General features: G+C 66.0%; 14 protein-coding genes and 3 rRNA genes. 13 read left to right on the top strand and 4 right to left on the bottom strand.

The features are described from left to right. Positions 1-13 precede the first annotated feature (13 nt). The 4 genes from tyrS (at position 14) to rrf (ending at position 7,315) form a co-directional block, all read left to right on the top strand. Positions 14-1,324, top strand: coding sequence for a tyrosine--tRNA ligase (gene tyrS, locus MA875_RS05390; protein ID WP_282448741.1), 1,311 nt, complete (start codon positions 14-16; stop codon positions 1,322-1,324). Positions 1,325-2,087: 763 nt separating this feature from the next. After that, positions 2,088-3,609: ribosomal RNA gene (locus tag MA875_RS05385) — 16S ribosomal RNA — on the top strand. Between the two features lie 381 nt (positions 3,610-3,990). After that, positions 3,991-7,097 (top strand): 23S ribosomal RNA (locus MA875_RS05380). 101 nt (positions 7,098-7,198) lie between these two features. Further along, positions 7,199-7,315, top strand: a 5S ribosomal RNA gene (gene rrf / locus MA875_RS05375). The 16S, 23S and 5S rRNA genes sit together here, the layout of an rRNA operon. A gap of 232 nt (positions 7,316-7,547) precedes the next feature. Here the strand turns inward: rrf and MA875_RS05370 are convergent. Beyond that, positions 7,548-7,883, bottom strand: a complete 336-nt coding sequence (locus MA875_RS05370) for a hypothetical protein (RefSeq protein ID WP_248240808.1) — start codon at positions 7,881-7,883, stop codon at positions 7,548-7,550. Between the two features lie 45 nt (positions 7,884-7,928). Here MA875_RS05370 and MA875_RS05365 point away from each other — a divergent pair, with 45 nt between their 5' ends. Further along, positions 7,929-8,468: a hypothetical protein gene (locus tag MA875_RS05365; protein WP_248240806.1), complete on the top strand. Its 540-nt coding sequence runs from the start codon at positions 7,929-7,931 to the stop codon at positions 8,466-8,468. Further along, complete coding sequence (locus MA875_RS05360) at positions 8,468-9,502, top strand: HAD-IIA family hydrolase (protein ID WP_248240804.1); 1,035 nt, start codon at positions 8,468-8,470, stop codon at positions 9,500-9,502. The genes MA875_RS05365 and MA875_RS05360 overlap by 1 nt, the downstream gene beginning before the upstream one ends. Before the next feature lie 36 nt (positions 9,503-9,538). Here the strand turns inward: MA875_RS05360 and MA875_RS05355 are convergent, their stop codons facing one another. The 3 genes from MA875_RS05355 to MA875_RS17440 all read right to left on the bottom strand — a co-directional run bounded on the left by MA875_RS05355 (position 9,539) and on the right by MA875_RS17440 (position 12,546). Next, a complete protein-coding gene (locus MA875_RS05355) occupies positions 9,539-9,718 on the bottom strand; it encodes a hypothetical protein (RefSeq protein WP_248240803.1) in 180 nt (59 codons plus the stop codon). 17 nt (positions 9,719-9,735) lie between these two features. Continuing rightward, positions 9,736-10,779 (bottom strand): glycosyltransferase family 2 protein, encoded by a 1,044-nt coding sequence (locus MA875_RS05350; protein ID WP_248240800.1) that lies wholly within the window; start codon positions 10,777-10,779, stop codon positions 9,736-9,738. A gap of 201 nt (positions 10,780-10,980) precedes the next feature. Further along, positions 10,981-12,546: a helix-turn-helix transcriptional regulator gene (locus tag MA875_RS17440; protein ID WP_282448726.1), complete on the bottom strand. Its 1,566-nt coding sequence runs from the start codon at positions 12,544-12,546 to the stop codon at positions 10,981-10,983. A 150-nt stretch (positions 12,547-12,696) separates the two neighbouring features. Between MA875_RS17440 and MA875_RS05340 the strand changes: the two genes are divergently transcribed. The 7 genes from MA875_RS05340 to xerD are packed head-to-tail and all read left to right on the top strand — an operon-like array spanning position 12,697 to position 19,593. Next, a complete protein-coding gene (locus MA875_RS05340; RefSeq protein ID WP_248240798.1) occupies positions 12,697-12,873 on the top strand; it encodes a hypothetical protein in 177 nt (58 codons plus the stop codon). Beyond that, positions 12,870-13,670 carry a TlyA family RNA methyltransferase gene (locus tag MA875_RS05335; protein ID WP_248240796.1) on the top strand — a complete coding sequence of 267 codons (801 nt, stop codon included), beginning with the start codon at positions 12,870-12,872 and terminating at the stop codon, positions 13,668-13,670. Before MA875_RS05340 ends, MA875_RS05335 begins: the two co-directional genes overlap by 4 nt. Beyond that, positions 13,667-14,635: an NAD kinase gene (locus tag MA875_RS05330; RefSeq protein ID WP_248240794.1), complete on the top strand. Its 969-nt coding sequence runs from the start codon at positions 13,667-13,669 to the stop codon at positions 14,633-14,635. The genes MA875_RS05335 and MA875_RS05330 overlap by 4 nt, the downstream gene beginning before the upstream one ends. Continuing rightward, positions 14,632-16,371: a DNA repair protein RecN gene (gene recN / locus MA875_RS05325; RefSeq protein ID WP_248240792.1), complete on the top strand. Its 1,740-nt coding sequence runs from the start codon at positions 14,632-14,634 to the stop codon at positions 16,369-16,371. Before MA875_RS05330 ends, recN begins: the two co-directional genes overlap by 4 nt. Next, the gene (gene pyrG, locus MA875_RS05320; protein ID WP_248240790.1) at positions 16,358-18,046 is read left to right on the top strand and encodes a CTP synthase; all 1,689 of its coding nucleotides are present in this window, start codon (positions 16,358-16,360) and stop codon (positions 18,044-18,046) included. Before recN ends, pyrG begins: the two co-directional genes overlap by 14 nt. Further along, positions 18,039-18,635 (top strand): NUDIX domain-containing protein, encoded by a 597-nt coding sequence (locus tag MA875_RS05315; protein WP_248240788.1) that lies wholly within the window; start codon positions 18,039-18,041, stop codon positions 18,633-18,635. The genes pyrG and MA875_RS05315 overlap by 8 nt, the downstream gene beginning before the upstream one ends. A gap of 34 nt (positions 18,636-18,669) precedes the next feature. After that, positions 18,670-19,593 carry a site-specific tyrosine recombinase XerD gene (xerD, locus tag MA875_RS05310; RefSeq protein WP_248240786.1) on the top strand — a complete coding sequence of 308 codons (924 nt, stop codon included), beginning with the start codon at positions 18,670-18,672 and terminating at the stop codon, positions 19,591-19,593. The last annotated feature ends 17 nt before the right edge of the window (positions 19,594-19,610 follow it).

Raw genomic sequence — 19,610 nt, 5'->3', positions numbered from 1 at the left:
ACGCGCTGATAACCTGGAAGGCGTGTCATCCGTCGTCGTGAACGCGACCGCCCCCGCGAACGATCCGTCCTTCGACAATGTCTGGGACGAACTGGTGTGGCGCGGGCTGATCCACGTCTCCACGGATGTCGACGAGCTCCGCGCGCTTCTCGGCGGCGAGCCGATCACGTTCTACTGCGGGTTCGACCCCACGGCGCCGAGTCTGCACCTCGGCAACCTCGTGCAGCTGCTGACCATGCGCCGACTTCAGCTCGCCGGCCACCGTCCGCTCGGCCTGGTCGGGGGATCCACCGGCCTCATCGGCGATCCGCGCCCCTCGAGCGAGCGGACGTTGAACACGAAGGAGACCGTCGCCGAGTGGGTCGGGTACCTGCGCGCGCAGGTGGAGCGCTTCCTGAGTTTCGACGGTGACAACGCCGCTCGCATCGTGAACAACCTCGACTGGACGGCGCCGCTGTCGGCGATCGATTTCCTCCGCGAGATCGGCAAGCACTATCGCGTCGGGAAGATGCTGAGCAAGGACGCGGTGAGCGCGCGGCTGAACTCCGAGGCCGGCATCAGCTACACCGAATTCAGCTACCAGATCCTGCAGGGACTGGACTACCTCGAGCTCTACCGCACGTACGGCTGCGTTCTGCAGACCGGCGGGTCCGATCAGTGGGGCAACCTCACCAGTGGGGTCGACCTGATCCACTACATAGAGCACACCTCGGTGCACGCCATCGGCACGCCGCTGATCACCAACAGCGACGGAACGAAGTTCGGCAAGAGCGAGGGCAACGCCATCTGGCTCGATCCCGCCATGTGCAGTCCGTACCGGATGTACCAGTTCTGGCTGAACACGGACGACGCCGACGTCATCGCGCGGCTGAAGATCTTCACCTTCCTCTCGCGCGAGGAGATCGAAGACCTCGCGCGGCTGGTCGAGGACGAGCCGTTCCGTCGCGCCGCACAGAAGCGTCTCGCCGCAGAAGTGACCGCTCTCGTGCACGGAGAGGATGCCGCGAGCGCGGTCGTCGCCGCGTCCGATGCGCTCTTCGGGCAGGGGGACCTCCGCACGCTCGATGCCGAGACGCTGATCCAGGCGCTGCGCGAACTTCCCCACGCCGACCTGGACCGTGGCGCGCCTGTCGTGCAAGCACTCGTCGAGACCGGATTGGTCGCGAGCCTCTCGGAAGCGCGACGCGCGATCGCGCAGGGCGGCGTGGCCATCGACGGGATGCGTGTCAGCGATGACTCCGCCACGGTCGAGGGATCGCTTCCGGGCGGCGTATCCGTCCTGCGTCGCGGCAAGAAGACGCTCGCGGGCGTCTTCGTCCGCTGACTGCCGCGGGTCTTCTGCGCGCTTGTCGAGAGCGCATTGAGGCGCATGCCGGCGCGTGTCGTGAGCGCGTCGCCGTGGGCGCTCGCGCTGTGACGACGAACGCACCGCGGCCTGATCGGACTCCGCCTCCACGGTCTGGCCGTGCGATCTGGATCGTCGGCGCCCGGCATCGGCATGCCCATCCTCACGGCCGTCGTCGTGTCGTGCCGCCGGGACCCGCGTCTTTCCGCGGAAAGAGGGCGCGACACGCCCGGGATGCGGGCACGATTTGCCAGTCCCGCAGGGCGCACGTAAATTATTACTTGTTCGCCCCAAAGGGAAGCGAGAGAGGCCGAGAGCCTCACCCCCCTCAAGCGGAGAACATCCCCCCTCAACATGAGCTCAGGCTCAAAACTTGAGAGTCGTCGACCGGAAGGTCTACGATGGGGAGCCCCCCGACGATCGAGCTGATCGAGCGTCATCCGAAACCTTCTCGGTTGCGAATGACACGATTTGACGGAGTCGAACACGGGGGCTAAGCTAGAGAAGTTGCCCTGCGGAGATGGTCGAGAGGCCAGAAAGCAGGAGCATCCGATCCTTGAGAACTCAACAGCGTGCACTTGTCAAATGCCAAATAACCTCGTTCCGGTGAAAACCGGATAGAGATTCCTTTGGATCAAAGACCGACCTTCGGGTCGGCAACGGATAGTCAGCAATGACATCCCTTTGGTCAGATCAAACTCGCTGCTGTCGGTCTATTCCGACCGGCTCGCAGCAACATTTCTTTACGGAGAGTTTGATCCTGGCTCAGGATGAACGCTGGCGGCGTGCTTAACACATGCAAGTCGAACGGTGAAAGAGAGCTTGCTCTCTGGATCAGTGGCGAACGGGTGAGTAACACGTGAGCAACCTGCCCCGGACTCTGGGATAACAGCTGGAAACAGCTGCTAATACCGGATACGAGCTGCGAAGGCATCTTCAGCAGCTGGAAAGAATTTCGGTCCGGGATGGGCTCGCGGCCTATCAGCTAGTTGGTGAGGTAATGGCTCACCAAGGCGTCGACGGGTAGCCGGCCTGAGAGGGTGACCGGCCACACTGGGACTGAGACACGGCCCAGACTCCTACGGGAGGCAGCAGTGGGGAATATTGCACAATGGGCGAAAGCCTGATGCAGCAACGCCGCGTGAGGGATGACGGCCTTCGGGTTGTAAACCTCTTTTAGCAGGGAAGAAGCGAAAGTGACGGTACCTGCAGAAAAAGCGCCGGCTAACTACGTGCCAGCAGCCGCGGTAATACGTAGGGCGCAAGCGTTATCCGGAATTATTGGGCGTAAAGAGCTCGTAGGCGGTTTGTCGCGTCTGCTGTGAAAACCCGAGGCTCAACCTCGGGCCTGCAGTGGGTACGGGCAGACTAGAGTGCGGTAGGGGAGATTGGAATTCCTGGTGTAGCGGTGGAATGCGCAGATATCAGGAGGAACACCGATGGCGAAGGCAGATCTCTGGGCCGTAACTGACGCTGAGGAGCGAAAGGGTGGGGAGCAAACAGGCTTAGATACCCTGGTAGTCCACCCCGTAAACGTTGGGAACTAGTTGTGGGGTCCATTCCACGGATTCCGTGACGCAGCTAACGCATTAAGTTCCCCGCCTGGGGAGTACGGCCGCAAGGCTAAAACTCAAAGGAATTGACGGGGACCCGCACAAGCGGCGGAGCATGCGGATTAATTCGATGCAACGCGAAGAACCTTACCAAGGCTTGACATATACGAGAACGGGCCAGAAATGGTCAACTCTTTGGACACTCGTAAACAGGTGGTGCATGGTTGTCGTCAGCTCGTGTCGTGAGATGTTGGGTTAAGTCCCGCAACGAGCGCAACCCTCGTTCTATGTTGCCAGCACGTAATGGTGGGAACTCATGGGATACTGCCGGGGTCAACTCGGAGGAAGGTGGGGATGACGTCAAATCATCATGCCCCTTATGTCTTGGGCTTCACGCATGCTACAATGGCCGGTACAAAGGGCTGCAATACCGCAAGGTGGAGCGAATCCCAAAAAGCCGGTCCCAGTTCGGATTGAGGTCTGCAACTCGACCTCATGAAGTCGGAGTCGCTAGTAATCGCAGATCAGCAACGCTGCGGTGAATACGTTCCCGGGTCTTGTACACACCGCCCGTCAAGTCATGAAAGTCGGTAACACCTGAAGCCGGTGGCCCAACCCTTGTGGAGGGAGCCGTCGAAGGTGGGATCGGTAATTAGGACTAAGTCGTAACAAGGTAGCCGTACCGGAAGGTGCGGCTGGATCACCTCCTTTCTAAGGAGCATCTGGATGCTTCGGCATCCCAGAGCCCGCTTCGAGCGAATGTCTCGAAGGGGTCAGCTCATGGGTGGAACATTTGACGAGGTGCCTCACGGATCGTGTCGATCTCAGTACGCTGCTCGCAGCTGGAACGGAATGGCACGCCTCGGGGGGCACATGCACGCTGTTGGGTCCTGAGGGACCGGATGCAGGCGCGGAGCGTTCGACGCTCTTCGCCGAGTCTGAACCTCAGGGCCCTTCTTCGGTGCCGCAGTGCGGCATGCGGGAAGGGTACCGCCCGTACTTTGAGAACTACACAGTGGACGCGAGCATCTTAGAGACGCGTCGTTTACGACGCGCCTCACAAACGAATGATCGATAGATCAGCTCATGTGATTTCAAGTCTTTAAGAGCAAACGGTGGATGCCTTGGCATCTGGAGCCGAAGAAGGACGTAGCAATCTGCGATAAGCCTCGGGGAGTGGATAAGCACACTTTGATCCGAGGATCTCCGAATGGGGAAACCCCGCTGGGCGGCGTGCCGACCCAGTGACTCCCGCCTGAATATATAGGGCGGGTAGAGGGAACGTGGGGAAGTGAAACATCTCAGTACCCACAGGAAGAGAAAGCAACCGCGATTCCGTTAGTAGTGGCGAGCGAAACCGGAACAGGCTAAACCGAGTACGTGTGATATCCGGCAGGAGTTGCGTATTCGGGGTTGTGGGACTTTTCAGATTGTTCTGCCGAGCAGTCAGCGTTACAAGAAGGTATAGACGAACGGCATTGAAAGGCCGGTCATAGAGGGTGCCAACCCCGTAGTCGAAATGCCTCCCTTGGCGCGAGAAGTATCCCAAGTAGCACGGGGCCCGAGAAATCCCGTGTGAATCTGTCAGGACCACCTGATAAGCCTAAATACTCCCAGATGACCGATAGCGGACAAGTACCGTGAGGGAAAGGTGAAAAGTACCCCGGGAGGGGAGTGAAATAGTACCTGAAACCGTTTGCTTACAAACCGTTGGAGCAGCCATAGCAGCTGTGACAGCGTGCCTTTTGAAGAATGAGCCTGCGAGTTAGCGATACGTGGCGAGGTTAACCCGAGTGGGGTAGCCGTAGCGAAAGCGAGTCTGAATAGGGCGATTCAGTCGCGTGTCCTAGACCCGAAGCGAAGTGATCTATCCATGGCCAGGCTGAAGCGACGGTAAGACGTCGTGGAGGGCCGAACCCACTTAGGTTGAAAACTGAGGGGATGAGCTGTGGATAGGGGTGAAAGGCCAATCAAACTTCGTGATAGCTGGTTCTCTCCGAAATGCATTTAGGTGCAGCGTTGCGTGTTTCTTGCCGGAGGTAGAGCTACTGGATGGCCGATGGGCCCCACAAGGTTACTGACGTCAGCCAAACTCCGAATGCCGGTAAGTGAGAACGCAGCAGTGAGACTGTGGGGGATAAGCTTCATAGTCGAGAGGGAAACAACCCAGACCACCAACTAAGGTCCCTAAGCGCGTGCTAAGTGGGAAAGGATGTGGAGTTGCTCAGACAACCAGGAGGTTGGCTTAGAAGCAGCCACCCTTGAAAGAGTGCGTAATAGCTCACTGGTCAAGTGATTCCGCGCCGACAATGTAACGGGGCTCAAGCACGCCACCGAAGTTGTGGCATTGACATTATTGGTAGGCCTTCGTGGTCCAGCCGTGTTGATGGGTAGGAGAGCGTCGTGTGGCCAGCGAAGCGGCGGTGTGAACCAGCCGTGGAGGCTACACGAGTGAGAATGCAGGCATGAGTAGCGAAAGACGTGTGAGAAACACGTCCCCCGAATGACCAAGGGTTCCAGGGTCAAGCTAATCTTCCCTGGGTAAGTCGGGACCTAAGGCGAGGCCGACAGGCGTAGTCGATGGACAACGGGTTGATATTCCCGTACCGGCGAAGAACCGCCCAAGCTAATCCAGTGGTGCTAAGAGTCCTAGCCAGGAATGTACGGATCCCTTCGGGGTGAAGACGTCTTGGTGAACGCTCGACCCCATGCTGGTGCGGCTAGCGTATTAACAGGTGTGACGCAGGAAGGTAGCCCAAGCCAGGCGATGGTTGTCCTGGTGCAAGTGCGTAGGCCGAGTGATAGGCAAATCCGTCACTCATACAGGCTGAGACACGATGCGGATAAAAAGTGGGTGATCCTATGCTGCCGAGAAAAGCATCGACGCGAGGTTCAAGCCGCCCGTACCCCAAACCGACTCAGGTGGTCAGGTAGAGAATACCAAGGGGATCGAGAGAATCGTGGTTAAGGAACTCGGCAAAATACCCCCGTAACTTCGGGAGAAGGGGGGCCTTCGACGTACTAGGACTTGCTCCGAAAGCGTTTGGGGGCCGCAGAGACTAGTGGGTAGCGACTGTTTACTAAAAACACAGGTCCGTGCCAAGTCGCAAGACGATGTATACGGACTGACGCCTGCCCGGTGCTGGAAGGTTAAGAGGACGGGTTAGCCGCAAGGCGAAGCTCAGAATTTAAGCCCCAGTAAACGGCGGTGGTAACTATAACCATCCTAAGGTAGCGAAATTCCTTGTCGGGTAAGTTCCGACCTGCACGAATGGCGTAACGACTTCCCAACTGTCTCAACCACGAACTCGGCGAAATTGCATTACGAGTAAAGATGCTCGTTACGCGCAGCAGGACGGAAAGACCCCGTGACCTTTACTACAGCTTGGTATTGGTGTTCGGTGTGGCTTGTGTAGGATAGGTGGGAGACTTTGAAGCATGGACGCCAGTTCATGTGGAGTCATTGTTGAAATACCACTCTGGTCACTCTGGATATCTAACTTAGAACCGTAATCCGGTTCAGGGACAGTGCCTGGTGGGTAGTTTAACTGGGGCGGTTGCCTCCCAAAAAGTAACGGAGGCGCCCAAAGGTTCCCTCAACCTGGTTGGCAATCAGGTGGCGAGTGTAAGTGCACAAGGGAGCTTGACTGTGAGACTGACAGGTCGAGCAGGGACGAAAGTCGGGACTAGTGATCCGGCAGTGGCTTGTGGAAGCGCTGTCGCTCAACGGATAAAAGGTACCTCGGGGATAACAGGCTGATCTTGCCCAAGAGTCCATATCGACGGCATGGTTTGGCACCTCGATGTCGGCTCGTCGCATCCTGGGGCTGGAGTAGGTCCCAAGGGTTGGGCTGTTCGCCCATTAAAGCGGTACGCGAGCTGGGTTTAGAACGTCGTGAGACAGTTCGGTCCCTATCCGCTGCGCGCGTAGGAAGTTTGAGAGGATCTGACCCTAGTACGAGAGGACCGGGTTGGACGAACCTCTGGTGTGTCAGTTGTTCCGCCAGGAGCACCGCTGATTAGCTACGTTCGGGATGGATAACCGCTGAAAGCATCTAAGCGGGAAGCCGGCCTCAAGATGAGACTTCCATGCCTTCGGGCGAGAGGCTCCCAGCCAGACTACTGGGTTGATAGGCCAGATGTGGAAGTGCAGTAATGCATGCAGCTGACTGGTACTAATAAGCCGATGACTTGATAACACTTCGTTTGTGTTGCCCGCGTCCACTGAGTGGTTCTCGATGTACGGTCGAGAATCGCATGACAATGACTTTTGTTGTGCAGACTGAAACATCAATAGTGTTTCGGCGGCCATAGCGAGAGGGAAACGCCCGGTCCCATTCCGAACCCGGAAGCTAAGCCTCTCAGCGCCGATGGTACTGCAGGGGGGACCCTGTGGGAGAGTAGGACACCGCCGGACTTCTTTCGAGAAATGGCCACCCAGTGTTGGGTGGCCATTTCGCGTTAACGGCCCACGTCGGGTCGGAGAGGGGAGCGTCATGACCGAGGATCGACGCGGCAGATCGGACGATCGCAGGAATCATCCGTCCCGCGACAGCCGCGGTAAGGCCGGTGCCGGACGTGACGACGACCGCCGGGAACGACCTCGACGCGATTCCGGAGACCGACCGCCGCTGTCGGGACGAGGAAGCTCAGCTCACGGCGGCGCTGATCGTCGGGCCTCCGACGGTGATCGACGGGGCGCCACGCGTCGGGAGGGCGACCGCGACGGTGGCCCTCGGCGCGACGGTGGCGGTGGGGCCAGGCCACGGCGCGATGATCACCGCCGAGCCGATGCACGTCCTTCCCGCCCGCCCCAATCCGAGCGCATCCCCGAGCCCGAGCTTCCCGAGGATGTCACTCCCCGCTCCCTCGATGCGGCAGCACGTAACCAGCTGAAGACCCTCAGCAAAGAGAATGCCGAGGCGGTCGCCCGACACCTGGCGATGGCGGCTCTGCTCATCGATGAGGATCCGGCGCGAGCGCATGAGCATGCCCTTGCCGCGACACGGCGCGCCGGGCGCGTGGCGGTCGTGCGCGAGACTGCGGCGATCACGGCGTATGCGGTCGGGGATTTCGCGCTCGCTCTTCGCGAGCTGCGGACCTACCGCCGCATCTCCGGCCGTGACGATCAGATCGCACTCATGGTCGACAGTGAGCGGGGGGTGGGGCGGCCTGACCGGGCACTCGAGGTCGGGCGTGCGGTGGACCGGAAGACGCTCCCGACCGACGTGCGTGTGCACCTGGCGATCGCGATGTCGGGCGCGCGCCTGGATCTCGGCGAGACCGAGCGCGCCCTCCAGGAGCTCGACATCCCCGAGCTCGATCCTGATCGCGCCTTCCCCTGGAGTCCGGATCTCTTCGCCGCTCGGGCGACGGTGCTGGAGGAGCTCGGCCGCGACGATGACGCTGCGTCCTGGCGCAAGCGGGCGGCTGTCGCAGCCGATGTCATCGCCGGCGCGAACGGCGAGGATCAGTGGGAGACGGTCGAGGTCGACGAGGTGATCGAAGAGTCCTCGGATGGTGGCCCCGCGTCTGCCGGCCACGGCGACGTCGCGGGGGTACGTGACTGATGGCGCTTTTCACCAGACGCAGCGATCCGACGCCGCTGTCGGGTGTCGACGTCGTCCTCGCGGATCTCGACGGGGTCGTCTACGCGGGTGCGGGCGCACTGCCGCACGCGGTGGAGGCGCTCACACGCGCCAAAGACGGTCGTCGTCTGGCTTACATCACCAACAACGCATCTCGGACCGATGCGGCGGTCGCCGCGCACCTCACATCCCTGGGGCTGCCGACAGCCGCCGACGAGGTGGTGACCAGTCCGCAGGCCGCGATGAGGTTGCTCGCCACGAAGGTGGCCCCCGGGGCGACGATCCTCGTGGTGGGCGGCGAGGGTCTGACGCGCGAAGTCGAGAAGGCCGGGTACATCGTCACGCGCAGCGCGGAGGATCGTCCCGCTGCCGTGGTGCAGGGCTTCGCCCCCGACGTCGGCTGGCTGCAGCTCGCCGAGGCCGCGTACGCACTGAAGACACCCGAGGAAGACGGGGGCATTCCGTGGATCGCCACGAACACCGACTGGACCATTCCTCAGTCACGGGGAATCGCACCCGGTAACGGCACGCTCGTGTCCGCTGTGCACACCGCGGTGGGGCGACTGGCGACGGTGGCCGGCAAACCCGAGACGCCGATCTTCGACGAGGCGGTGTCGCGATTCGGCGCGCACCGTCCCCTGTTCATCGGCGACCGGCTCGACACCGACATCCTCGGTGCGCAGCGAGCGGGAATCGACTCCGCCCTCGTGCTGACGGGCATCGACCGTCCGAAGCAGGTGCTCGCCGCACCGCCTGGTTCGCGTCCCACCTACCTCCTGGGCGATCTGCGGGAGCTGCACGAGCCGTACCCCGCCGTCCGTGTGTCCGGCGACACCGTGACCGTCGGGCGTGCGCGCGTACGGATCGACGGTGGCGACGTCCTCATCGACAGCGACGGTGACCGGCCGATCGACCTCCTCCGCGCCGGGGCGACGGCGATCTGGAACACCGGGCGGGCGATCTTCGGCTTCCGTGTGCCCGAGCGGCTGTACGCCGACCCCTTCCACCGACCGTGAGGGGGAGGGGGATGTCGCACATCCCCCTCCTCCCGCTCAGTCCGACGAGGTGTGCGCCAGGGCGCGCCGCCGGCGCGGCACGATGCGCATCACCGCGGTTCCCGCGGCGATGAGGGCGAAGGCGGCCAGTCCGAGCCAGAGCGAGTCGAATCCGGTGGCCGCGAGCACGCCTGCGCCCGCGCCCGCCCCCGTCGATGAGATGGCGTCGTTGTACATGTGGGTTTCCTTTCCTCCTACCATGCGCGTTGACGTCGGGTCAGCGCGTCGAGGTAAGCCTTTGTGTGAACCAGCTGCAGGAAGACGTCCAGCAGCAGTTCGTACATCAGCGCGGCCGGCAGCATGTAGCGCCATCCGCGATCGCGCACCGTCACGACGCGTTCGACCACGAAGATGGCCGTGACGCACAGCCAGAACGGCTGCAGGCCCCACTGGCCGGCGACGGCAGCGAAGATGATGGTCGCCAGGTAGAGGTACGTCACGAGACATCCGGCCATCGTGACGAGCTGGCGACCCCAGTACGGCCACGTCACCCGAGTCAGTCCGTACTGGACGCAGTTCTCCACCGCGCCCCGCTTCCACCGCAGACGCTGACGCCACAGTGCTGACCAGTTCGGCATGACTTCGGTGACGAGAGTGCATCCGGCAGGACTGAGCACCTCGTACCCCAGGTGCTTGATGGCGAACGTCAGCTCATTGTCCTCCGTGAGGACGCTGGTGTCGTACACGCCCCCGTGGCCGTCACCGGAGGGAAGCGCGCCCTGCATCCGAGCCCGGCTGATCTCCCGCAGCACCGCCACACGCATCACGGCGGCCGTTCCGGTCACAACCAGGCACTTCCCCTCGAGCCGCCGCACGTCCCGTCCGTATCGGGCGTACTCGTTGCGCTGAAGATGGCCGACGAATCCGCCCCCCGCCGACCCGCGGAACACACCCCCGACGGCGCCGATCCGCGGCGAGGCCAGTTCGCGCAGCGCCGTGGCGATGAATCCACCGTCGAGGGCGGAGTCAGCGTCCTGAACCAGGACCAGGTCGGCGTCGTGCAGTTCGCGCAGCATGCGCGCGAGTACCTGATTGAGGGCGCCGGCCTTCTTGGCGGTGTTGCCCTCCGTCGGCCACACGTCGACGTCGAGACTCGCCGCCACGCCGACCGTGTCGTCGCTGCAGTTGTCGGCCACGACCACGATGTGGTCGGGCGGAGTGGTCTGCTGTCGCAGACCTCGGATCGCCGCGCCGATCCCCGCCTCTTCGTTGTGGGCCGGAATGACCGCAACAAGCATGACCTCTCCTCTCGTCTGCGTCAGTCGAACGCGGACGATGAGGTGAAGCCGACGAGAAACAGCCTGATCCAGAGGTGAATATGGCTTTCCGAAGGGGGAGTGATGGGCCACGAGGGGTGAGGGCGAGGTGATGGGGGATGAGACGCGTGAGGGGCGGGAGGCCTCCGCCTCCCGCCCCTCACGCGGGTCCGTCGCGGGCCGTCAGCCCGTGGTGAGGACGCCGAGGATGAGGGCGCGCTCCACAGCGCCGTCGCGCGTGGACGCGCCGAGTTTGCGGTACGTGCTCCGCACCTGGGTCTTGACCGTGTTCAACGACACGTGCAGCGCCTGGGCGATGGCGCGGGGCGACTCGCCGGCGGCCAGCCTCGCGAGGACCACCCGCTCCCGGGGGCTGAGGGCGACGGTCGGGCCCGACGGTGTTTCCGGCGGCAGAGTCGAAGAGGCCAACTCGGCGAGGAGCGCCGACTCCGCGGCATCCGGATCCGACCCTTCTCTCGCGCGCTCGGCGAGCAGCCGCCGGACCGATGGCGACATCCGGCGCAGCGCCCGCTGCGCCCCCGTGGCGACGGCCTCGCGCAACACGAGCCGGAAGGCGGCGTCGGCGGAGGAGGTGTCGCCGATCATGACGCGGGCCTCGGCATCGACCGCGGCGGACGCCACGAGCGACCGCACGGGATGATCCTCTTCGAGCAGGCACGACCGCGTCTCGGCCACAGCCGCGCGCGCATCGCCGATGGCGAGCGCGGCGCGGGCACGCAGTGCTGCCGCGCACAGGAGGTGCGCGTGGTCCCGGTCGTCTCGGAGTGCCGCGCCGGTGCGCGCGAGGTCGCCCAGGTCGAGCAGCGCCTCTGCACGGTCGCCCATGCGGAGCAGGCGCAGCAGCCCCTGATCCTTCCCCTGCTGCTCGATGATCCGCAGGCGCCGGATCGCCGCGCGTCGGCCGTCGGTGTCGCCGGACTCCTCCGCCAGGAGCGCCAGGAGATGCTGAGCGAGGAAGTCGAACTCCGACCCTTCCACCTCGGTCACCAGTCGACGAAGCGTGGGCGCGTTCGCGCCCAGTTCGGAGCGTTCCGCCGCGATGAGGAGCTCGGCGATCTCGAGGGGTGCCGACCACAGTCCGCCGGGCATGCGGTCGGCCACCGGGCGTGCCCGGTGCAGGACCCGCTCGGCGTCGGGGAGGGCCCCGGTCAGCGCCTCGATGATCGCGAGGAAACCCAGAGCCTCCACGCGTTTGCGCGGCGTGAGATCGGAGTCGGCGTCGCGCAGGCCCCGTTCGAGGTCGCTGCGCGCGCGGGGGAGATCTCCCCTGAGCGCATGGATGCTGCCTCGCTTGAGCAGTGCGGCCGAGCGCAGATCGAGGCGGTCCCGGATATCGGTCCCGGTCGAGGCCAGGATCTCCAATGTCCGCTCCGCGTAGATCAGAGCCGCGTGCAGATCGCCCCGTGACCGTTCGGCCAGGCACCTCAGCAGCGCCGCCGATGCGCGGGTGCGCCCCGGCGCGTCGGGGTCGGCATCGATCAGGGATTCGGCCTGCTCGAGGTAGGGGAGCATCGTCCAGGCTCCCTCGGCACCCTCCCACCGGTAGGTCGCCGCCATCGCGAGCAGCAGGCCGGGATCGGTGGACCACACCTCCGGGGGATGGGAGAGGACCCACGCGCGAAGCGCGTCATCCCCGTGGCGGAAGGCGGCGAGCCATCCGGCGTGATGCTGTTGTGTCGTGTGCTGTCTCGCCGTGGGCAGCGGCGAGGACGGATCGTAGACCGTCAAGGTTCGGGTTCCTTTCGATCACCCCGCGACGGGTGCCGTCGACACGAGTGCCCACTCTCGCTGTCCAGGTCGACGTCCCCCCCTCACGAAGGTCAGAGACGAGAGTGCTTCGGAGCGGGGCGCGATTCGGATTGCACGTAGCATGTGACCATGGGCGAGGACGATCGGAAGACCGACGCCGCGGCTCCGTCGGAGCTGCTGTCGGCGCTGGAGATCATCGAATCGCAGCCGCTGGGCGAACGGGCTGAGGCCTTCACGGCCATTCACGACGACCTGGCTCGGCGCCTGGACGACACGCTCGGTGCCGGCGACCCGACGCGCCGATGACGCAGCGCCTGGACGCGGCCCTGGCCGCCCGCGGGCTCGCCCGATCCCGGACGCATGCCGCCTCGCTCATCACCGCGGGCGCCGTGCGCGTCGACGGCGCGGAGATCCGCAAGGCCTCGCACCGGGTCACCGACGACGCCGTCATCGATGTCGCCCAAACCGATCACTACGTCAGCCGCGGGGCCGTGAAGCTCGCCGCCGCGCTGGACGCGTTCGCCGTCGACCCTTCCGGGCGGATCGCGCTGGATCTCGGAGCATCCACGGGCGGTTTCACGCAGGTGCTGCGCGAGCGGGGTGCACGGACGGTCGTCGCCGTCGACGTCGGTCACGCACAGCTCGATCCGCGGATCCGTGCCGACCCCGGGGTGGTCGTCGTGGAGGGCTTCAACGCCCGCGAGATGACCTCCGCGCACTGGCGATCGTGGTCGGCGGGGGAGGTAGGCCCTGAGATCGTGGTCGGTGATCTCTCGTTCATCTCGCTGAGGCACATCCTCCCCGCGATCGCACGCGTCGTCCCCGCGGCGGCCGATGTCGTCCTGCTGGTCAAGCCGCAGTTCGAAGTGGGGCGGACCGGGGTCAAGGAGGGGCTGGTGACCGATCCGTCCGCACGCGCCGATGCGGTGTCCGGAGTGCTCTGGAGTGCGTGGGACAGTGGCTTGGGGACGGCGGGCGTGATCGCCTCGCCCCTCCTGGGAGCACGCGGCAACAGGGAGTTCCTCATCCGCCTCCGACCGGGTGCCGGGCAAAACCCGACAGAATGGCTCGGGACCGTGAACGATGTGACAGGGGAGCGATGACCGAGGCGGACCGCAACATCCTGGTCGTCGCGCACGCGCACCGGCCTGCGACGATCGATGCCGCGACCCGCGTCATCACGGCGTTGACCGCTGCCGGGGCACGACCGGTCCTGCCCGCCGACGACACCACGGAGATGAGACTCCTCACCGAGCGTCTGTTCCGCGCCGAGGAGGTGGACCCCCGGCACACCGAGATCGGGCGGCTGGGCGAGGACGTCGCGATCGACGACATCGAGCTCGCGATCGTCCTCGGCGGTGACGGCACTATCCTGCGTGCCGCCGAACTCGTCCGGGACGGCGGAGCGCCGGTGCTCGGGATCAACATGGGTCACGTCGGGTTCCTCGCCGAGATCGAGCCGGATGACATGGACGACGCCGTCCGCATGGTGATCGCGCGCGACTACGAGGTCGAGGAGCGGCTGACCCTGTCGGTGCGGGTGAAGGATGCCTCGGGCGCCGTCGTCTACGACACCTGGGCGTTGAACGAGGCGACCGTGGAGAAGGCGAGCCGCCAGCGGATGCTCGAGGTCGTCATCGAAGTCGACGGACGACCGCTGTCGAGCTTCGGATGCGACGGTGTGGTCGTGTCGACGCCGACCGGGTCGACGGCCTACAACTTCTCGGCCGGCGGACCCATCATCTGGCCGACCGTGCAGGCCATCTCCGTGGTGCCGCTCTCGGCCCACGCCCTCTTCGCACGACCGCTCGTGGTCGGGCCCGAGCACGCCGTCGCGATCGAGGTGCTCGACCGCACCGACGACACCGGCATCCTGTGGTGCGACGGACGCCGGTCCCACGACCTGCCCCCGGGCGCCCGCGTCGTGGTGCGGCGCGCCGCCGTTCCGGTTCGGCTCGCCCGACTGCATCCCGCGGCCTTCACCGACCGCCTGGTGCGGAAGTTCCGCCTGCCGGTCGAAGGCTGGCGGGGGCCGACGCCGGCATCCGGTCGGGAGCGGCCCTCATGATCGAGGAGATGCGGCTGCGCGGTCTGGGCGTCATCGCCGAGGCCACCCTCCCTCTCGGGCCCGGCTTCACGGCGATCACGGGCGAGACCGGCGCGGGCAAGACGATGGTCGTGACCGGATTGGGTCTCCTTCTGGGTCAGCGCGCCGATTCGTCGGTGGTCCGCGCCGGCAGCGGCCAGGCCGCCGTCGACGGCGTCTGGACGGTGCCGGCACGCGGCCCGGTCGCCGCCCGCGTCGAAGAGGCCGGGGGAGAGCTCGAACCCCTCGATGACGACCGCGCCGAGCTGTTCCTCGGCCGCACCGTCACCAGCGAAGGACGCAGCCGAGCCAGCGTGGGAGGCCGGTCAGCCCCTGCGGGGGTGCTCGCCGACGTCGCCGACCATCTCGTCGTCGTGCACGGTCAGTCCGATCAGCTTCGGCTGCGCTCCGCGTCCGCGCAGCGCGATGCCCTCGACCGCTTCGGGGGTGAGCCGGTCAGCGACGCCCTCGGGGTGTACCGCGAGGCCTTCCAGCGCCACCGGGCGCTCGACGACGAGCTGCGCGCACTCCTGGAATCCCGCGACGTCCGTGCCCGCGAGGCCGACGATCTCCGATCCGCCGTCGCGGAGATCGAGGAAGCCGATCCCCAGCCGGGGGAGGACGTCGAGCTCGCCGCCCGCGCGGAGCGCCTGGCCAACGCCGAGGAGCTGCGACGAGCGGCCGCCGCTGCGCATGATGCACTCTCGAGCGACCTCGACGTACCCGACGCGGCGACGCTGGTCGCCGAAGCCCGCCAGGCGCTGGAGCGGGTGGACGACCCTGCGCTGCGACCGCACGCCGACGAGCTGGCCGACATCGGATACCGCATCGTCGATGCCGCCACCACTCTCTCGGCCTACCTGGCCGATCTCGACGAAGCCGGTCCCCGCGAGCTCGAGCAGGTCGAGGAGCGTCGGGCCGTGCTCGGCGCGCTCGTGCGTCGACACGGTTCCGTGGACGACGCCCTCGCGTTCCTCGCGACGGGTTCGGCGCGGCTGATGGAACTCGACGACGACGGCGAGCGGGTCGCGCGTCTGTCGGCGGAGCGCGATCGGGCGGCATCCGACCTGGACGCCGCGGCCGCGGTGCTCTCCTCCGCCCGGAAGGATGCCGCGGAGCGGCTGGGGCGCGCGGTCACCGCCGAGGTGCGCGCGCTGGCGATGCCCGACGCGCTGATCCGGGTCGACGTCGGGGAGACATCGGCGAGCGCGTCGGGCCGCGACGAGGTGACCTTCCTCCTCGCCGCCCACCCCGGCGCGGAGCCCCGGCCCGTGGCGCGCGGTGCGTCCGGCGGCGAGCTCAGCCGGGTGATGCTCGCGATCGAAGTGGTCATCGCCGGCAGCGACCCCGTGCCCACCTTCGTCTTCGACGAGGTCGACGCGGGCGTCGGCGGGGCCGCCGCGATCGAGGTCGGCCGACGGCTGGCGATGCTCGCCCGGTCGGCGCAGGTGATCGCGGTCACCCACCTCGCCCAGGTGGCGGCCTTCGCCGGCAATCACCTCACGGTGGAGAAGGCCAGTGACGGCTCGGTGACGGCGTCGAGCGTCCGACGGCTGACCGGCCGAGATCGCGAGGCCGAGATGGCACGCCTGCTCTCGGGCATGCCCGACTCCGACGCGGCGCTGACGCACGCCAAAGAGCTTCTCGAACTCGGCGCTGCGACCGCAGCGTCGCCGCTGCCGGCTGATAGGATCGAAGCCCGTGATGCAGACTCCTGAGGCGGGACCGAACGACGACACCACCAGACACATCTTCGTGACGGGCGGTGTCGTCTCTTCGTTGGGCAAGGGCCTCACTGCGGCGAGTCTGGGCAACCTGCTCACCGCCCGCGGTCTGCGCGTGGTGATGCAGAAACTGGATCCGTATCTGAACGTCGATCCGGGCACGATGAACCCCTTCCAGCACGGCGAGGTCTTCGTGACGGATGACGGCGCCGAGACCGATCTGGACATCGGGCATTACGAGCGCTTCCTCGACATCGATCTCAGCCAGGCGGCCAACGTCACGACCGGCCAGATCTACTCGCAGGTCATCGCGCGCGAGCGTCGCGGGGAGTACCTCGGCGACACCGTCCAGGTGATCCCCCACATCACCGATGAGATCAAGCGCCGGATGCGGCTGCAGGCGAGCGAGGAACCCCGGCCTGACGTCATCATCACCGAGATCGGCGGCACGGTCGGCGACATCGAGTCGCAGCCGTTCATCGAGTCCGCTCGTCAGATACGGCACGAGCTCGGCCGACGCAACGTCTTCTTCGTCCACGTCTCGCTCGTGCCGTTCATGGGCGCATCCGGGGAGCAGAAGACCAAGCCCACGCAGCACTCCGTGGCGGCGCTGCGGTCCATCGGCATTCAGCCCGACGCACTGGTGCTGCGCAGCGACAGGCCTGTCACCGACAGCAACAAGCGCAAGATCGCGCTGATGTGCGACGTGGACGAGGACGCCGTCGTCAACGCCGTCGACGTGCCGAGCATCTACGACATCCCCACCATGCTCCACGAGCAGGGGCTGGACGCCTACATCGTCCGCTCCCTCGGCCTCGACACCGCCGAAGAGGTCGACTGGTCGCGGTGGGACAAGGTGCTGCAGGCGGTCCACAACCCCAAGCACGAGGTCACGATCGGGCTGGTCGGGAAGTACATCGACCTTCCGGACGCCTACCTCAGCGTGACCGAGGCGCTCAAGGCCGGCGGTTTCGCGCACGAGACCCACGTCACCATCCGCTGGATCCCCTCCGATGACTGCCAGACTCCCGAGGGCGCCGCCAAGGCCCTGGGCGACCTCGACGGCATCATCGTTCCCGGGGGCTTCGGCATCCGGGGCATCGAGGGCAAGCTCGGTGCCCTGCGCTTCGCCCGCGAGCAGGGCATCCCCACCCTCGGACTGTGCCTGGGCCTGCAGTGCATGGTGATCGAGTACGCGCGCAACGTCGCGGGTCTCGCAGACGCCTCATCGAGCGAGTTCGACCCGCAGACGCCTTTCCCCGTCATCGCGACGATGGCCGAACAGGTCGACATCCTCGATCGCGGTGATCTCGGTGGCACGATGAGGCTCGGCCTGTACCCTGCCCAGCTGGCCGAGGGCTCCGTCGCCGCCGAGGTGTATCAGGCCGATCAGGTCCTCGAGCGGCATCGCCACCGCTACGAGGTCAACAACGCCTACCGCGCGCAGTTGGCCGAGGCGGGACTGGTGTTCTCCGGTCTCTCACCGGACCGGAACCTGGTCGAGTACGTCGAACTGCCGCGCGAGGTCCACCCGTACTACATCGCCACCCAGGCGCACCCCGAGCTGCGCTCACGGCCGACCGAGCCGCATCCTCTCTTCCGGGGTCTCGTCGGCGCGGCGCTGGATCGACACCGCGCCAGCGAACTGTTCGACGTCGACAATGACTGAGCACACCGTCTCCGAACCCCTGCGCGACGAGCCGGTGACGCCGCACGTGGCCGCCGCGGATCGGGTGTACGCCGGCCGGGTGTGGAACGTCCAGCGCGATGTCGTCCGATACGGTCGCGACGAGCTCGTCCGCGAGTACGTCGCGCACCCGGGCGCGGCCGCCGTCGTCGCGCTGGATGACGAGGACCGCATCGTCGTCATCCAGCAGTACCGCCATCCCATCCGCCACCGGGATTGGGAGATCCCGGCGGGGCTGCTCGATGTGGAGGGGGAGCCTCCGCTTGCGACGGCGCAGCGGGAACTCGCCGAGGAGGTCGATCTCGCCGCCGCGCGGTGGGACCCGCTCGTGAGCATCTTCACCACACCCGGTGGCAACGACGAGGTCGTCCATCTCTTCCTCGCCCGTGATCTCTCCGCGGCGCCCGAGGTGCACGCCCGCGGCGAGGAGGAGGCCGACATCCGCGTGGAGTGGGTCGCCCTGACCGATGTGATCGACGCCGTCATCGCCGGTCGCTTCCGCAACGGGATCCTCGCCACGGGCGCGCTCGCCGCCGCGGAGGTTCTGCGGCGCGAACGCGCGGACGGCTGAGTCGGGCGATGCTCCTCTCCGGCGGCTCAGGCCGATGACGCCGGACCGGGCGGTGCACGCCTACCTCCGCCACGTCACCGTCGAACGGGGCCTGTCAGACCACACCGTCGCGGCGTACCGCCGCGATCTGGGGATCTATCTCGCGTGGCTCCGGGCACGCGGTCTCACCGATCTCGACGAGGTCACCACCGAGCTGCTGGAGGAGTTCGCTGCCGAGCGCGCGCGCGCAGACCCTCCGCCGGCGGCATCCAGCCTGGCCCGTCTGCAGTCGTCGGTGCGGGGACTGCACCGCTTCCTCGTACGGGAGGGTCTGCAGGAGGTCGACCCCGCCAGCACGCTCCGCCCCCCCAAGGCTCCCCGCCGGCTGCCGAAGGCGCTGACCATCTCTCAGGTCGAGCAGCTGCTGGATGCCGCGGGGCCGACGCCGGGCTCCGCACAGCCGGGCGACGAGCTCGGCCTCCGCGACCGGGCGCTGCTCGAACTGCTCTACGCCACCGGAGCGCGCGTGTCGGAGGCGGTCCGGCTCGATGTCGACGACCTTTCCCATCCCGCGGTTCTGCGGCTTCGCGGCAAGGGCGACAAGGAGCGGATCGTGCCGGTGGGGTCGTACGCCCAGGCGGCGGTCGGCGCCTACCTCACCCGCGCGCGACCCGAGCTCTCCCGGCGCGGCCGCGCGAGCCCGCGGCTCTTCCTCGGCGCGCGCGGCGCGCCGCTGTCGCGACAGAGTGCGTGGTTGGTGATCCAGCAGGCCGCGGAGCGGGCAGGGCTCACCGCCCATGTCTCGCCGCACACCCTGCGCCATTCCTTCGCCACGCACCTGCTGCAGGGGGGCGCGGATGTGCGCGTCGTGCAGGAGCTCCTCGGGCACGCCTCGGTCACCACCACGCAGATCTACACCCACGTCAGCGTCGAGGCACTGCGCGACGTCTACGCGACCAGTCATCCCCGCGCCCGGTGAGCCGAGGTGGGTGAGCC

It is taken from the genome of Microbacterium kunmingense (assembly GCF_023155745.1).
Lineage (GTDB): Bacteria > Actinomycetota > Actinomycetes > Actinomycetales > Microbacteriaceae > Microbacterium > Microbacterium kunmingense.
Note: the sequence above shows the minus strand (reverse complement) of the source record. Positions and strands in the feature narration are given on the sequence as shown.

What these genes read in the sequence shown, in the direction of transcription:
- MA875_RS05350 (WP_248240800.1), bottom strand. Translation starts at nt 10,779, where the DNA reads ATGCTTGTTGCGGTCATTCCGGCCCACAACGAAGAGGCGGGGATCGGC.
- MA875_RS05330 (WP_248240794.1), top strand. Translation starts at nt 13,667, where the DNA reads ATGACCGAGGCGGACCGCAACATCCTGGTCGTCGCGCACGCGCACCGG.
- MA875_RS05340 (WP_248240798.1), top strand. Translation starts at nt 12,697, where the DNA reads ATGGGCGAGGACGATCGGAAGACCGACGCCGCGGCTCCGTCGGAGCTG.
- recN (WP_248240792.1), top strand. Translation starts at nt 14,632, where the DNA reads ATGATCGAGGAGATGCGGCTGCGCGGTCTGGGCGTCATCGCCGAGGCC.
- pyrG (WP_248240790.1), top strand. Translation starts at nt 16,358, where the DNA reads ATGCAGACTCCTGAGGCGGGACCGAACGACGACACCACCAGACACATC.
- MA875_RS05315 (WP_248240788.1), top strand. Translation starts at nt 18,039, where the DNA reads ATGACTGAGCACACCGTCTCCGAACCCCTGCGCGACGAGCCGGTGACG.
- MA875_RS05355 (WP_248240803.1), bottom strand. Translation starts at nt 9,718, where the DNA reads ATGTACAACGACGCCATCTCATCGACGGGGGCGGGCGCGGGCGCAGGC.
- MA875_RS05370 (WP_248240808.1), bottom strand. Translation starts at nt 7,883, where the DNA reads ATGCGCTCGCGCCGGATCCTCATCGATGAGCAGAGCCGCCATCGCCAG.
- MA875_RS05335 (WP_248240796.1), top strand. Translation starts at nt 12,870, where the DNA reads ATGACGCAGCGCCTGGACGCGGCCCTGGCCGCCCGCGGGCTCGCCCGA.
- MA875_RS05360 (WP_248240804.1), top strand. Translation starts at nt 8,468, where the DNA reads ATGGCGCTTTTCACCAGACGCAGCGATCCGACGCCGCTGTCGGGTGTC.
- xerD (WP_248240786.1), top strand. Translation starts at nt 18,670, where the DNA reads ATGACGCCGGACCGGGCGGTGCACGCCTACCTCCGCCACGTCACCGTC.